11 protein-coding genes and 1 tRNA gene are annotated in these 14,809 nt (G+C 40.5%); 2 read left to right on the top strand and 10 right to left on the bottom strand.

What is annotated here, in order from left to right; all coding sequences use genetic code 11:
• Positions 1 to 10: 10 nt before the first annotated feature.
• The 4 genes from mutM to IEU71_RS00460 all read right to left on the bottom strand — a co-directional run bounded on the left by mutM (position 11) and on the right by IEU71_RS00460 (position 4,038).
• Positions 11 to 844: a bifunctional DNA-formamidopyrimidine glycosylase/DNA-(apurinic or apyrimidinic site) lyase gene (gene mutM, locus IEU71_RS00445; RefSeq protein ID WP_004915449.1), complete on the bottom strand. Its 834-nt coding sequence runs from the start codon at positions 842 to 844 to the stop codon at positions 11 to 13.
• Positions 845 to 1,002: 158 nt separating this feature from the next.
• On the bottom strand, positions 1,003 to 2,298 hold the full coding sequence (locus IEU71_RS00450; RefSeq protein WP_004915453.1) for a DEAD/DEAH box helicase: 1,296 nt from the start codon (positions 2,296 to 2,298) through the stop codon (positions 1,003 to 1,005).
• Position 2,299: 1 nt separating this feature from the next.
• Positions 2,300 to 3,304 carry a Gfo/Idh/MocA family protein gene (locus tag IEU71_RS00455; RefSeq protein WP_004915456.1) on the bottom strand — a complete coding sequence of 335 codons (1,005 nt, stop codon included), beginning with the start codon at positions 3,302 to 3,304 and terminating at the stop codon, positions 2,300 to 2,302.
• Entirely contained in the window at positions 3,301 to 4,038 is a 738-nt protein-coding gene (locus tag IEU71_RS00460) for a GH25 family lysozyme (protein ID WP_004915458.1), read from the bottom strand. Before IEU71_RS00460 ends, IEU71_RS00455 begins: the two co-directional genes overlap by 4 nt.
• A 143-nt stretch (positions 4,039 to 4,181) precedes the next feature.
• Between IEU71_RS00460 and IEU71_RS00465 the strand changes: the two genes are divergently transcribed.
• On the top strand, positions 4,182 to 5,411 hold the full coding sequence (locus tag IEU71_RS00465) for an aminopeptidase (protein WP_004915461.1): 1,230 nt from the start codon (positions 4,182 to 4,184) through the stop codon (positions 5,409 to 5,411).
• Positions 5,412 to 5,435: 24 nt separating this feature from the next.
• The gene (locus IEU71_RS00470) at positions 5,436 to 5,822 is read left to right on the top strand and encodes a hypothetical protein (RefSeq protein WP_004915464.1); all 387 of its coding nucleotides are present in this window, start codon (positions 5,436 to 5,438) and stop codon (positions 5,820 to 5,822) included.
• Positions 5,823 to 5,961: 139 nt separating this feature from the next.
• Here IEU71_RS00470 and alsS read toward each other — a convergent pair whose 3' ends face one another.
• The 6 genes from alsS to IEU71_RS00500 all read right to left on the bottom strand — a co-directional run bounded on the left by alsS (position 5,962) and on the right by IEU71_RS00500 (position 14,785).
• Positions 5,962 to 7,647, bottom strand: coding sequence for an acetolactate synthase AlsS (gene alsS, locus IEU71_RS00475; protein ID WP_004915467.1), 1,686 nt, complete (start codon positions 7,645 to 7,647; stop codon positions 5,962 to 5,964).
• Between the two features lie 185 nt (positions 7,648 to 7,832).
• On the bottom strand, positions 7,833 to 9,152 hold the full coding sequence (obgE, locus tag IEU71_RS00480) for a GTPase ObgE (protein WP_004915468.1): 1,320 nt from the start codon (positions 9,150 to 9,152) through the stop codon (positions 7,833 to 7,835).
• 108 nt (positions 9,153 to 9,260) lie between these two features.
• Positions 9,261 to 11,060 carry an excinuclease ABC subunit UvrC gene (gene uvrC, locus IEU71_RS00485; protein WP_004915471.1) on the bottom strand — a complete coding sequence of 600 codons (1,800 nt, stop codon included), beginning with the start codon at positions 11,058 to 11,060 and terminating at the stop codon, positions 9,261 to 9,263.
• 98 nt (positions 11,061 to 11,158) lie between these two features.
• Positions 11,159 to 12,775 carry a CTP synthase gene (gene pyrG, locus IEU71_RS00490; RefSeq protein ID WP_004915474.1) on the bottom strand — a complete coding sequence of 539 codons (1,617 nt, stop codon included), beginning with the start codon at positions 12,773 to 12,775 and terminating at the stop codon, positions 11,159 to 11,161.
• A gap of 172 nt (positions 12,776 to 12,947) precedes the next feature.
• Positions 12,948 to 14,330 carry an amino acid permease gene (locus IEU71_RS00495; RefSeq protein ID WP_004915477.1) on the bottom strand — a complete coding sequence of 461 codons (1,383 nt, stop codon included), beginning with the start codon at positions 14,328 to 14,330 and terminating at the stop codon, positions 12,948 to 12,950.
• Between the two features lie 381 nt (positions 14,331 to 14,711).
• Positions 14,712 to 14,785: transfer RNA gene (locus IEU71_RS00500), tRNA-Lys, on the bottom strand.
• Positions 14,786 to 14,809: the final 24 nt, after the last annotated feature.

Below are 14,809 nucleotides of genomic sequence, written 5' to 3' on the forward strand. Positions count from 1 at the left end.
AATTACCAAATCAATCAAATTTCACCTGACAGAATGGGCAAAACGTTGTACCTCGTTGGCCAACTTTTATTTTTACCATTGGTGTTCCACAACGTAGACATGGTTCACCTACTCGCCCGTATGCCTCTAACTCATTTTGAAATTTACCAACTTCACCAAATACGTTGCTAAAACTGTGAACAGTCGTACCATGATGTTTGATTGCCCGTGCTATTTCCGCAATAATATTGGTGCGCAATATCGCTAACTGTAACTTGGACAATTGATTGGTTGGCGTTTCTGGGTGAATTTTGCTCTGCCACAATACCTCATCTGCATAAATATTACCAATACCAGCTATTTGATTTTGATCTAATAAAAAGGTTTTGATGGGTTTTTTTGACTTTGAAAAGGCATTAATCATATATGGCAATGTCAAATCAGTTTCAGTAGGTTCTGGTCCTAATTTTGCCAGTGATGGTGAAACGAGACTTTCATGCCCAGTAGTAGCGAGTACCATACGTCCAAACCGGCGCGTGTCATTGTAAAATAAAGCACGATCATCTGCAAGTTCAAATATAATTTCTGTATGTTTATAAGGTGTAGTACCAATCGGTTCAACAGAATATTGCCCCTCCATTCTTAGATGGGAGACAATTGTGTGTTGATTAGACAACCGCAACAACAAATATTTGCCGCGTCGGTCAATTTTCGTAAAAGTCGCTTGCATGACACCCGTAACGAACGCCTGTGAATCGCCGGTAATTACCTTTGGATAAGGCACATTCACAGCAGTTACTGTCGTGCCAATGATCAATTTTTCTAGTCCGCGTCGGACTGTTTCAACTTCTGGTAGTTCTGGCATGTTGTCCTCTTACAATTATTATGACAATATTTTCAATTCGTACTAACTATCATTTTGGCTAGTAACCAATACAAATCATCTGATTACATTTTAACACAATGGTGCATAACCCTTCAGTCAAAAACTTTTGACGTCAAAAAAAGACCAGCACTGAATTGCTAGTCACGCTTTTTAGCCCATTTAGGCTTACCCTTATTTTTTGAATGTTTGGCCCGTTTCTTTTTTCGTTCAGGCAAATCATTTTTTGTTTCCACTTTAACAGGTGAGTGTTTTTTTGATGGTGATGGCGTTATACTTGGCTTTTGCGTACTATCACTATCCACTTTTGATGGCGCAATGTTTGCCTGTTGCTTCTTAACAACTATATTTGTAGATGGTTCAAATGTATTGTCAGCTTTGACCAACGTAAACTTATCACCAAGCTCACGCTTTAAGTTACGAATATCATGATCATTACCTAAGTTCAAAACCCTACCATTTTTACCCATACGACCAGTTCGACCAGTTCGATGAACATAAGTTTTTAAGCGTTCAGGCAACTGTGCATTGACCACTAATGGCAAATTATCAATGTCAAGGCCTCGTGCAGCAACGTCTGTGACTAGTAAGAGTGCCACTTCACCCTTTTTAAACAGTCTCAATGCGTCTGCACGTTGCACTTGGCGTTTGTCATTACTGCCGATGCTCATAACACTGACATGTGCATGACGCAGCGTCGCTTGCATTGACACGAGTGCACTGATTGTATTAAAGAAAACTAGCGCTTGTTGATTGTGACGAGCTAATTGAATTAATATTTTTTCTTTAGCACGTTGGTCGACGTATTGAAATTCATGTTTGATGTTCGCGGGTGCGTCAGTTCCAACCGAAATTGGGTGTACTTTTTGATTAAATACAGTGTTCACGTACTGCAAATCTGCACCAGAAGTAGCTGAAAATAACCCCAGCTGCAAATTTGTTGGTAACTGATCGGCTAACGCTTCTAAACTGGCATGCCGTTCTTCGGTCAACATCGCATCAGCCTCATCAAATATGACAGCCTTTATATTGTCTAATTTTAATACCCCACCTTCGAGCATTGTCAGCACACGTCCAAGTGTCCCTACAACAATTTGTGGTTTATCTTTTTTGAGTTTTTCAGCTTGTCGACGCCCATTGGCGCCGCCAATAAGGCTGGCGACACTCACCCCAACTAAAGTGCCCCACTCCCGCGCAACCTGCGTTGTTTGCATGGCTAATTCTTGACTAGGTGCTAAAATTAAAACTTGCGTTCGCTTTAAATTAGCGTCAACTTGAGATAACATTGGCAACACGAAAGCTAATGTTTTCCCCGTCCCCGTTGGGGCCAATCCAAAAATAGAATCACCATCGATTAAACGTTGCCAAACAGCATTTTGAATGGGGGTTGGTTGCTCAAAAACAGCATTAAATTTTTCTAAAAGTTCTGGTCTCATATTAGTCCTTTATATCAGCAGGAAATACAATACCAGCTGATTGTCGTAAATCAAATAATGTTTGGTTCACCTGCTTAGCAAGCTGCCACCATTGTTGATAACGGACGTGTTCATTTAAGGGATCAGTAATGACTCGTGCAAAATCTGATGCTTCAGCGACCATCGGATTACTCGTCCCTGCCACCCCGATGTTATCTGCATTACCTTCGCCATCATGATAAGTTATGGTGTTGAGTTCTGCAATATTATTTGTTGCAATCGTCTCTTTCAAACCATAGATTTCGCTCGATAGATAGGAATTAGCATTTTTTCCAAAGATAACTGTTACATTAAATTGGTCATAGAATAGGTTAGCAGTCCCTCGTCCATCCGCACCATTGTTTAAAAGTGTTGGCAAATATTGTACCGCCCTTGGTGCGCCAAACAAAGCAATCGCCGCATATATAGGGTAAACGCCCAAATCATATAATGCACCACCACTAAATTCACGTGTCAAAACATTGGGTTCTTTGCCCTCCAAATAAGCATCATAACGTGAGGAATACTTCTGATAAACAAATGTTGCGCCTTGAACTTGTGGCAATTCAATCACAGCCTGTTGCATCAGCTTAAAGTTTGATTGATGAACATGCCGTGCGGCTTCAAAAACACGTACATTTTCATGTCGCGTCAATAGCTCTTCAATTATCGCAAATTCCGTTGGATTGCTAAATGATGGCTTCTCCACAATTACATGCACATCTGAGGCAATCGCTACCTTAGCTTGTTCAAAGTGCAGCGCATTAGGAGACGCAATATACACCACATCAATGTCTGTGTATAAATCACTCAAAGTGGTGACCACCGTTACATTATCAGTGTCAGTGTCAAGATCAGCCAAAAAAGTGTTTCCTTTTTCTTCGGTACGTGAATACACTGTTGTCAGCGTATAGCTACCTGTTTGTATTGCTGCCTCAACAAACATTTTTGAAATCCAGTTAGTGCCAATAATACCTAATTTAATCATTTGTATGCCTCGAATTGTTTCTTTGTGCCATTGAATACCGACGTTGGCATCTTAACCGCTTTCAAGCCAGAACCAATTGTACGATCCTCATCATATTGTATAAATTGATTCTCTGCTGCCTTATTATCGGTATTGTCTTCAATTAACCAGTATTTTGTATCTTTAATTGTGTCAGCAAGTTGCTTTTGTACCGCAGGCGTCGTATAAATTACAATATCATGATTATAGTGCGAATAAAGTGTCTGAATGAGCGACGCTAAACGCTGTGCATCAGTTGCCGTTGAAATTTGGTCATCTGGTACCTGAATTGCGATTGGTAACTCACCAATCTGATTTCCAACATTATCAATGAAATATTGCGCCTGCACGGCGGCCGTTGTGTTTGAACTATATACTTGGATTGCCCCGACTTTCAGATTAGCAGATTTAGCACGCGTATAGCTACTTTTATAGCCATCATCAGCGAAAGAATTGCCTGAAGTAGCACGCAAATAAGCAAAATCAATCCCGTTATTAGCTAAATTTTTAAAGTCAACATACCCAGACGTCTGATTAATCGCCACACCTTGTACAGCAAAACCAGTTGGTGTCACATCCGTATTAACAATGACTGACTTAGCAAATACCCAGATCACAAAAGAACCCACAATACCCACAGTAATGAGTAACCATGTGGTAAAAGTCAGTGATTTTTTAGTTTTATAAGATGCTACTTTTTTCGTCGAATTATCCATAATCACTATTATACAAGAAAAAACGCTACTGCGCTGATTAAGCTGTTCATTTATATCATACGATTTCTATGAAAAAAGCTTGTAAATAATGATTATTCATGGGAAAATGAGCAGATACACTAACTTTTATTCAGGAGAATATCATGTCATTAGAAACGCAACTCAACAAGTACGCTGAACTCATTGTCAAAAAAGGCGTCAATGTGCAGCCTGGTCAAACAATTATTTTGTATGCTGCCGTTGATGAAGCCTACTTCGCTCGTAAAATCGTGGCCGCTGCTTATGAAGCTGGTGCTCGTGAAGTTGTGATGGAATGGTCCGACCAAACAATTGCAAAAGCTTTTCTTGACCATGCACCAGAGGATCGTTTAACAACCGTACCTAACTATACGATTGCCAAAGCCAATGAATTGATGGATCAATACGCTTCACGTATTTCACTGGTGTCACAAGATCCTGATGGTTTGGCAGGTGTTGATGCTGATCGACTTCACATGCTAACAAAAGCCAATCAAAAAGCTTTGGTACGTGTCCGTGAGGCAACCATGAAAGATGACATTTCATGGTTGGTAGTTGCCGCTGCTGGACAAGCGTGGGCGGAAAAAGTTTTCCCTGACCTTAAGGGTGAAGAAGCAGTTAATCGTCTGTGGGCTGAAATTTTGAAAGACGTTCGCGTTGATGATGAAACGGACGCTATCACTAACTGGGACGCGCACATTGAAACATTGAAAAACAAAGCCGATTGGTTGAACAGTCAGAACTTTAGAGAATTACGTTATCATAATGCTAAGTCAGACTTTACCATCGGTTTGGCAACAGGTCATATTTGGGAGGCAGCTTTTTCATACGATAAGGCTGGTAACATATTTATTCCGAACATGCCAACCGAGGAGGTCTTCACATCACCTGACAACCGTAATATTCAAGGTCATGTGGCAGCAACATTACCACTTTCATATCAAGGTAACTTGATTGAAGATATCGAATTAGATTTTGAAAATGGTCGTATTGTAAAAGCTTCTGCCTCAAAGGGTTTGCCTGTTTTGCAGAAGCTAATTGATACAGATGAAGGCGCAAAATCATTGGGTGAAGTCTCACTCGTACCTGATCCTTCACCTATTGCCCAAGGTGGTGTGTTATTCTACAACACGTTGTTTGATGAAAATGCTTCTGATCACTTGGCAATTGGCGCTGCCTATGCTTCAAACATCGCTGGCGGTAAAACAGATCAACCAGAAGATTTGGCAAAACGTGGCTGGAATATTTCAGATGTTCATGTTGACTTTATGGTCGGTTCAGCTGATATGTCAATTGATGGCATCACACAAGATGGTCAAACTGTACCTGTCTTTAGAAATGGTGATTGGGCATAACATGTCTTTGGGAGAGCTTTCAAGATGATCAATAATTTATTAGACAAATGGGATGGTGGTCGTTCGGTAAAAGAGCGACTCTATGACTTATTTTTCATTGCGATCATCGCTGTCATTGGTCATCTTGATTTTTGGCATACGAGTCCCAAGACAAGTATGGCAACAGCCATTACGATTATTGTGTCAACAGTGATTGCGCTGCTCTATCTGTTGCAATTACCCCGCCTGAAAAATAATTCAGATATTCCTTATAAGTTAACGTTTTTCTTTTATGTCATTTATGTCATTAGTACATTTATTTTGACCAGTACGTTGACACGTGATGTATTGTCGTTGGGCTACTGGCCACGTTTAGCAACTTTTGTCATTATTGAAGCAATCATGATGACACGTGTCATGCATGATCATTAAAAAGCAAGTTACCGTTGGTAACTTGCTTTTTTGATGAGAAAAATTGTGATAATGGGTGGATAAATAAACAGACAAAAAAGCCCGAAAATGCTGTGTACCTCGAAAATTGAAGACACATCAAAAACGCGCTTTTCTATGTTTAACCCTCAGACTCAATCAATTGTGAACCAAGTTCATAGTTGTGCGAATAGTCTACGGGAATATCAACTACCACAGGGCCTTCCGTAGCGAAAGCCTCGTCTAAGATTTTATCCAACTGATCAGGTGTTGTGACACGCAAACCTTTAGCACCAAAGCTTTCAGCATATTTTACAATGTCAATATTGCCAAATGTAACACCGGCAGACTCACCGTTGTATTTCATTTCTTCTTGGAACTTAACCATGTCATAATGCGCGTTATCATTCCAAACAATGTGAACAGTGTTCAATTGTAAACGAACCGCTGTTTCTAACTCCATAGCTGAGAAGAAGAAACCACCATCCCCTGAAACCGAGACAGATTTTGCATTTGGCCGAACCATAGCAGCAGTCAAAGACCATGGCAAACCAACGCCAAGCGTCTGCATACCGTTAGAAATTAAGAAGTGACGTGCCACGTATGACTTAAAATGACGTGCCATCCAAATATAGTGTGATCCAATATCTGTTGAGACTGTCATATCATCTGTAACATGTGCTTGGATTGACTTAATAACATTAAGTGGATGGTTCAAGTTACCTTCAGCAGGTGTGTAAGATGGTTCGTCAGAAGCACGCAAATCATCTTTTAATGCTTTCAAGACATTTTGACTTTCAGCAGGGACTTGATAACCATTGATACGCTCTGCCAACAAATCCAAACTCTGTGCTAAATCACCAATTAATTGACGTTTTGGTACAAAATTGTTGTCAATTTGAACATGTGTCGTGTCTAGCGCAACAATATTCAAATTATTTTCCTTATTCCAATTTCGTGGCTCGTATTCAATGGCATCATAACCCAATGTCACCACTAAATCTGCTTGTTGCAAAAGCTTGTCACCTGTTTGGTTACGGAATAATCCAATACGACCAAAGAAAGTTTCAGGTTCAAGGTCTCGAGAGATAACCCCTGCACCTTGGAACGTTTCAACAACTGGTAACGTCGTTTGTTCAAGTAAATGATGCAAAGCCGTCACCGTAGCATCATCAGATCCGCGCGCACCAACCAACAAAACAGGTAGCTTAGCCTGTTTGATTTGTTCTGCCAACCAATCGAGGTCAGCAATCGCTGCGGCACCTTGTTGCGCCTCAGGAACTTGTGGCAATGCAGAAATTGATACCGGTGCATCATCAACATCTTGTGGTAATGACACAAAAGCTGCACCCTTTTTGGCACCATTAGCCGCCGCAAAAGCATTAGCAATGATTTCTGAAATATTATTAGGATCTTGAATTTCTGAACTATAATGGGTGATAGCGTTAAAGAGTGATACTGAATTCGTTGACTGGTGTGTCAAACGATACAAATCACGGCGTGGTACTTGACCACCAATAGCAACAACTGAATCACTTTCAGCATTAGCTGTCATCAAACCGGTTGCTAAGTTACCAACACCTGGTCCAGAAGTCGCAATCACAACGCCTGTTTTTCCTGTGATACGTGAAAATGCTTGTGCCATAAAGGCGGCATTTTGTTCGTGACGCGTCACGATTAACTTAGGTACTTTTTGACCAGCTTTGGGATGCTCAAGTGTTTCAAATAAACGATCAATTTTTGCACCTGGAATACCAAAAACAAGATCAACACCATGATTAACTAGACTGTCTGTGACAATATCTGAACCATATTTTTGTTCTGTCATGTAAAGTTTGCCTCTTCTTGATTTAATAATGTTATCATAGCACTTTTCACATGAGTTTTGTACTGGTTAATTGTGAAGTTTGTTTTAATATCAATGATACATAATTCAAAAACTTAACATTTTTAAAGATTGTGAATTATTTCTCAACAAAAAAAGCTTGCCTCATCAGGCAAGCTTAATCACTTTTAATCACTAAATTCAAAAACAAATTCAGAATTATTAATGCGCACATCATCACCATCTTTGGCACCCGCTTCGCGTAATCGATCATCAACACCCATATGACGTAATTGACGAGCAAAGCGCATGATAGTTGCATCTCGTTGAATATTGGTCATTAAGAACAACTTCTCAATTTCCGCCCCACTTAACAACCAACGCTCCTCATCTTCAACCCATTCAACAGTAAAGTTGTGTGTTTCAGGTGTAAAGGTGTACGTTTTCTCAGTCACTTCGTTTTCCACTACTGGACGATAACTTTCTGGCGCAGGCGCGGTGGCCAACATATCAGCTGTCAAACGCATTAAGTCTTTTACACCATCTCGTGTAATTGAAGAAATCGGCATTATCGTTGGTACAGTTGGCAAACCTGAATCAGCTTCAACTTCTGATGTGAATTTTGACAAATTTTCGTTTGAATCAGGCATATCCATCTTAGTGGGCACCACAATTTGTGGGCGATTTAAAATCGTCTCATCATATTGTTGCAACTCATCTAAAATTTTGCGATATTGGGTATAAGGATCAGTTCCTTCAATACCTGACATATCAACTAAATGCAAGATTACCTTAGTTCGCTCAACATGTCGTAAAAATTGAAAGCCTAAACCAACGCCTTGCGCAGCACCCTCAATCAAACCTGGCAAGTCCGCCATAACAAAATCACGGTCATCATCCAAACGCACCATACCAATATTAGGTGATAAAGTAGTAAAGTGATAAGCAGCTACTTTGGGTTTCGCATTTGATACAACAGACAATAGCGTTGATTTTCCTGCAGAAGGGAAACCAACTAGGCCTACATCAGCTAAGACTTTCAACTCTAATTTGAGATTGCGAATTTCACCTGGTTCACCATTTTCGGACAACTCTGGTGCAGGATTAGCAGGCGTAGCAAAATGAATGTTTCCACGACCGCCACGACCACCTTTAGCTACAACGAGTTCTTGCCCATTTTCTAGCAAATCAGCTAATACTTCACCCGTGTCAGCGTCGCTAACTGTTGTGCCTTGTGGCACTTTAATATAACGGTCATCAGCAGATGCCCCAGTCATACCTTTTGTACCACCATTACCGCCAGGCTGTGCCTTAAAATGACGGTTGTATCGGAAGTCCATTAATGTCCGCAGACCTTCGTCTACTTTAAAAATGATTGACCCACCGTGACCGCCGTCACCACCGAAAGGTCCTCCCATTGCTACGAACTTTTCGTGACGGAATGACACGATACCGTCGCCACCTTTTCCGGCTTTTACTTCAATTTGTGCTTGATCTACGAATGCCATAAAATTGTCATGGCGTTGACCTCAAGTCAGTCGCCACTTTTCTCCTTGTCTGCACACCCTGTGTGCTTGCGTATGTTAAACACTCTAGTTTACCATAAAAGCGTAAAATTAGCTACGCTCCCCTGCATTCAGGGACAGGTGAATAACCCGCGCTAGTTTTTCGTTAATGCCAATCGCTGCCAATTCATCAATGCTTGCCGCCGTGATTTTTGGTAATGACCCAAATTCACGCAATAATTTTTGGCGTGTCTTGGGCCCTACGCCTTGAATTGTGTCGAGTCGAGAAGCTAACGAATGCTTACTCCGTAATTGGCGATGAAAACTAATGGCAAAACGGTGAACTTCTTCTTGTACACGTTGAATTAAGAAAAATCCCTCAGATTGTTTGTCTAATGTCACAATTTGTTCTGTGTGACCATCAATTAAATCAGCCGTCTTGTGTTTATCATTTTTGACCATTGCAGCAATTGGGACATTTGTAAGGCCAAGTTCGTCGATCAATACCTCTTTAGCTGCATGTAGCTGAATCTCACCACCATCCATTAAAATCAAATCAGGTAAATCACCACCCTCTTTGAGCACACGACTGTAACGTCGACGGATTACTTCCTGCGTTTCAGCCCATTCATCAGCGTGATGAGTAGACTGAATTTTGTACTTGCGGTAGAGATCCTTGTTTGGGACGCCATCATCGAAAACAACCATCGCACTGACAATCTCGACCCCTTGCGTATGAGAATGGTCAAATGCTTCAATCCGATGTCCCATCGGGATATGCAACGCGTCGGTGATTTCTTTCATAGCACCAGTTGTTTTTCGTTCATTTAATTGCATCAAACGGAATTTTTCTTCTAAGACGATTTGCGCATTTTTGGCGGCCAAATCAAGTAAATCCCGTTTTTCACCACGCACTGGTATTCGAACTGGTACGTTCAATATTTCGGAAAGCGCCTTGGTATCGATGCCCTTTGGCACCAATACTTCTCGTGGCTTCTGAATATTTTTTTGTGCATAAAACTGCTGTATGAAGCTCGTAACCTCTTCATCAGCCTCGCCAACAATAGCAAAGGTTCGTTTAAATTGGCGAATTAGGCGGGCTTGGCGCAAGAAAAAGACTTCAACCGTCATCCAGCCCTTATCCAAATAATAATTGAATAAATCTCGTGGTGTGGTATCGCGTGATAATACCCGTTGGCTTTCAACTGTTTCATCAATATATTTCAACTGATCACGCAAATCCGCTGCATGTTCAAATTCCAGCGATGACGCTGCTTTTTGCATCTTTTCGGTGATTATTTTTCTCACTGCCTTAGTGTCGCCATCTAGAAAATGCTTGATACGTGTGATTTGTTGATCATATTCAGTTTTAGGCACTTCATGCCAACATGGTCCCAAACACTGCCCCATATTGTAATACAAACAAGGCCGCCCTTGAAACCCATTACAGCGACGTAAAGGATAGTTTTTCTCTAAAAATCGTAATGTTTCCTGCGCTGCATAAACGTTTGGATATGGCCCAAAATAAAAACCACCGTCTTTTTTAACTTCGTTGACTAACGCCATTTTAGGATCACGTTCTTTGGTGATTTTGATGTAAGGATATCCCGTACCGTATTTGAGCCGAATATTATAGTAAGGTTTGTACTTTTTAATCAATTCATTTTCAATTAAAAAGGCTTCCTTATCAGAATTAGTCACAATAAAATCAAAATCAACAATATTGGCAACCAATTCAGCTGTCTTGCCATCGTGATCTTGTTTAAAGTATGATCTTACTCGGTTTTTGAGATTTTTTGCCTTGCCGACATAAATAATTTTACCGTTAGCATCTTTCATTTGATAAGAGCCCGGTTCAGCCGGTAGCAAGGTTAATTTTTGTTCAATATGTTGTGATGGATTTGCTAACATAGTTTCATTATACCAGTCATGTCACGTACTGCTATAAAAACGGTCATGACAAGCGATTAAAAATCCTACCATTATAGATGATAGGATTTTGAGAATAATTATTTTTGATGCGCCAAGGAAGCTGCCAAAAAATCATGGTAAAGACCTTCTGGACGATCAGGACGTGATAAGAATTCAGGATGGTATTGCGCTGCAACGAAGAAGTCATTTTTAGGATATTCGATTACTTCCATCAAACGATCATCCGGTGAAGTTGCCGCAAAGACCATACCAGCTTTTTCAAATTCATCACGGAATTTGGTGTTAAATTCATAACGGTGACGATGACGTTCTTCCACTTCTGGCTTATTACCATAAGCTTTTGCTGTCAATGTGTCGTGCAACAACATAGCTGGATACAAACCTAATCGTAGTGTACCACCACGATTTTCAACATTTTCTTGATCTTTCATCAAATCAATAATTGGTGCTGATGTCTCTGGATTTAGTTCAGTTGAGTTGGCATCTTTGTAACCCAAAACATTTCTCGCAAATTCAACTGATGCTAACTGCATGCCCAAGCACACACCTAAGAATGGTGTATTATTTTCACGGGCATAACGAATCGCTTCAATTTTGCCTTCTGTACCACGTGCGCCAAATCCACCTGGTACAATCACACCATCTGCGTCTTGCAATAAATCGTTAACATTATCAGCAGTGACCGTTTCTGACTTAATGTGATTGATGTTAACTTCTGCTTCTTGCGAGTAACCAGCATGTTTCAAAGCTTCATTGACTGAAATGTAAGCATCTGGCAAGTCCGTGTATTTACCAACTAAGGTAATGTTAACTGCTTTCTTAGGATGCTTAATTGATTCAACCATTGTTGACCAAGCTGTCATATCAGCTTGTGGTGCGTCAATTTGCAACTTATTCAAAACCACATCATCCATGCCTTGTGCTTGCAAATTCAATGGAATTTCGTAAAGAGTTTCAACATCTCGTGATTCAATAACAGCGTCAGCTTTAACATCAGTGAAGGTTGATATCTTACGTTTGAGTCCTTCTTCTAAGGGTTCTGATGTACGTAAGACAATCATGTCAGGCTGGATGCCCAATGAACGCAATTGTGCAACCGAATGCTGCGTTGGTTTTGTTTTGGCTTCACCAGCTGCAGTCAAGTAAACAATCAAACTGGTATGAATATAAAAGACGTTTTCGTTGCCAAGATCAGACTTCATTTGACGTAACGCTTCAATGAATGGCAAGCTTTCAATATCACCAACCGTACCACCGACTTCGACAATAACGACATCCGCATCAGTCGATTCAGCAGCTTTCTTCATTTTGTCTTTGATAGCATCTGTGATATGTGGAATAACTTGAACTGTTCCACCGTCATAGTCACCACGACGTTCCTTAGCCAAAACTTCAGAATAAATACGACCCGTTGTCACGTTAGAATACATGTTAGTATTGATATCCATGAAACGCTCATAATGACCCATATCAAGATCTGTTTCCAGACCATCCCCTGTCACAAAAGTTTCACCATGTTGATAAGGTGACATCGTTCCGGGATCAATGTTGATATATGGATCTAGTTTTTGAATCGCTAACTTGAGCCCGCGATTTTTCAGCAAACGACCTAAAGATGCTGCCACAATTCCTTTACCAAGCGATGACACAACGCCGCCGGTAACGAAAATATACTTCACTTGTTTATCTGCCATGATGCCTCCTCATGATTCCATCTGCGTTTACAACCACAGAAATGACGTAACAATTAGGGGTAAAATAAAATAGAAAAGCTCCCAAGAAAGTCTTGAGAGCTTTTAACGTTTGTCCCAACAAATGGGAGCCCTAATTTATAATACAGAGTTAGTCCTCATTTGTCAAATTGAATTACTCATTAATTTTCTTAGCGTGCCAAGCACGTGTTGCAAAGAAAACAATTGTCATGATGATTAGAAAAGCCAACCCAACAAGCAATGGTGCTCGTGTGTCGGGGTTAATCATCATAAATACCAACGTTACCAATAACATCAAAATCGCAAAATAGTTGGTGTATGGCGCAAAAGGCATTTTAAAGGGATGATCTGCCATTAATGACGCATGAGCTTTGCGGAATTTGATTTGGCTAACCAAAATGACAAACCAAGGCACCATACCGGGCAACGTACTAGCTGAATAAACCAATACGAAAATGCTAGAACTACCATGCCAAAACATTGGCAAAACTGCATTTAAAATGATGCCTAACAAAATACCACCAGAAATTGCTAACACAGGCAGCGTTGGCACACGATGCTTAGATAATTTCAAAAACTTAGGTGACAATTCTTTTCCCAAAGCCAATGTGTACAGCATACGACTTGATGAAAAAATACCCGAATTCAAAGCCGACATTGCAGCGGTCATCATGACAAAATTAATGATCCCCGCAGCAGCTGTAATACCTACTCGTGAGAAAGTCTCCACAAATGGCGATCCCACTTGATCTAATTTATCCCAAGGATAGATAGTAATGATAACAAAAATAGCACCAATATAAAATATTAAAATACGCGCAACAATTGATTTGATAGACTTAACAATGGCAACCTGAGGATTGGCAGCTTCACCTGCTGTAATACCAATAATCTCAATTGCTTGATATGACGTAATGACAATTGATAACGCAAAGAAAAATCCTTTTATCCCACCAGCAAAAAATGGTCCGTGTGCCCACAAATTTGAAAAGCCTAACGGTTGCCAATGATTACCAAATCCTAGTAAAATCACGAGCAATCCTAGAATAATCATGAAGATGATAGTGACAACCTTGATTAACGAAAACCACGTTTCCATTTCACCATAGGCTTTCACTGTCACTAAGTTAGCTGCCGTCAACATCGCTAATACGACAACACCCGTCACCCAATCGGGAATGTGCGGGAACCAAAAGTCTAAGTAAATTCCCACGGCAATGGTTTCACTAACACCAACTGTCAGCCATTGAAATACATTTGCCCATACCGTGAGATATCCAGCTACGGGATGAATATATTTTGTAGCGTAATTCGCAAAAGATCCAACAGATGGATCAACATATAACATTTCTCCCAAAGCACGCATCACCAAATACAGCACTAAACCAGCCAATGCGTATGCTAACAGTACAGAGACACCGGTCCATTTAATAGTTGCTGAAGATCCCATGAAAAGGCCAACACCAATTGTGCCGCCTAATGCAATCATCTGCATTTGACGTGATGATAAATCTCGATTCAATTCTTTTCCTGCCATAACTCGTCCATCCTCTTTTTTAAACAAATAAAAGCGCCCTTAAATAAAAATTCAAGGGCGCTTTCCGCGCGGTACCACCTTAGTCATATCAGCCGTTATTACAACCAGCCAATTCATTTCACTCTCATTGGAATAACGACCAATGACACCGGTCATACTTTCACGTGCGCTACTCGTATGTCACTTCGGAGGTAGTTATTCACCATCATTGCTTTGCCACTCTCACCAAGTATGGCATCTCTTCAACAACAACAATAGTTACTTGTCCTCTTCAACGTTTTCATCAATAATACACTAATTTACTATTTTAAGCAAATAAAAAACAGAATTCCTAAGAATTCTGTTTTTTATGGATCACCCAAGGTCGCCTGATTAACTCAGTGCTCCCGCTCGGATTCGAACCGAGGACCTTGGGATTAAAAATCCCCTACTCTAACCAACTGAGTTACAGGAGCATTTCTTATGCCTTAGCACATTTA

The organism is Leuconostoc falkenbergense (genome assembly GCF_014634805.1).
Lineage (GTDB): Bacteria > Bacillota > Bacilli > Lactobacillales > Lactobacillaceae > Leuconostoc > Leuconostoc falkenbergense.

Bases quoted from the DNA above. Each gene is read 5' to 3' on its own strand.
- mutM (WP_004915449.1), bottom strand. From the start codon at position 844: ATGCCAGAACTACCAGAAGTTGAAACAGTCCGACGCGGACTAGAAAAA.
- IEU71_RS00450 (WP_004915453.1), bottom strand. From the start codon at position 2,298: ATGAGACCAGAACTTTTAGAAAAATTTAATGCTGTTTTTGAGCAACCA.
- IEU71_RS00455 (WP_004915456.1), bottom strand. From the start codon at position 3,304: ATGATTAAATTAGGTATTATTGGCACTAACTGGATTTCAAAAATGTTT.
- IEU71_RS00460 (WP_004915458.1), bottom strand. From the start codon at position 4,038: ATGGATAATTCGACGAAAAAAGTAGCATCTTATAAAACTAAAAAATCA.
- IEU71_RS00465 (WP_004915461.1), top strand. From the start codon at position 4,182: ATGTCATTAGAAACGCAACTCAACAAGTACGCTGAACTCATTGTCAAA.
- IEU71_RS00470 (WP_004915464.1), top strand. From the start codon at position 5,436: ATGATCAATAATTTATTAGACAAATGGGATGGTGGTCGTTCGGTAAAA.
- alsS (WP_004915467.1), bottom strand. From the start codon at position 7,647: ATGACAGAACAAAAATATGGTTCAGATATTGTCACAGACAGTCTAGTT.
- obgE (WP_004915468.1), bottom strand. From the start codon at position 9,152: ATGGCATTCGTAGATCAAGCACAAATTGAAGTAAAAGCCGGAAAAGGT.
- uvrC (WP_004915471.1), bottom strand. From the start codon at position 11,060: ATGTTAGCAAATCCATCACAACATATTGAACAAAAATTAACCTTGCTA.
- pyrG (WP_004915474.1), bottom strand. From the start codon at position 12,775: ATGGCAGATAAACAAGTGAAGTATATTTTCGTTACCGGCGGCGTTGTG.
- IEU71_RS00495 (WP_004915477.1), bottom strand. From the start codon at position 14,330: ATGGCAGGAAAAGAATTGAATCGAGATTTATCATCACGTCAAATGCAG.